General features: G+C 58.7%; 1 tRNA gene. It reads right to left on the bottom strand.

What is annotated here, in order from left to right:
- Nucleotides 1–154 precede the first annotated feature (154 nt).
- Nucleotides 155–241: transfer RNA gene (locus U5798_RS37045), tRNA-Leu, on the bottom strand.
- Nucleotides 242–247: the final 6 nt, after the last annotated feature.

A 247-nucleotide genomic window follows, 5' to 3' on the forward strand; every position in this document is an offset into this window, starting at 1 on the left:
TGGTGCCCAGGAGAGGACTCGGTCACACGGGCGCGACCCCGGCTGCGCTTGCAAGCGCAGCCTTTCGAGTCCTCACGCAAAGCGCGCAGGCGCTTTGCTTCCTGGGCTGAAAATGAAAAAAGGCCGGCTAAAAGCCGACCTTTTTAAATACAGATGGTGCCCAGGAGAGGACTCGAACCTCCACGATGTTGCCACCGCTAGGACCTGAACCTAGTGCGTCTACCAATTCCGCCACCTGGGCACGTTT

Origin of the sequence: Burkholderia sp. BCC1972, from assembly GCF_905339605.1 — a bacterium.
GTDB lineage: Bacteria > Pseudomonadota > Gammaproteobacteria > Burkholderiales > Burkholderiaceae > Burkholderia.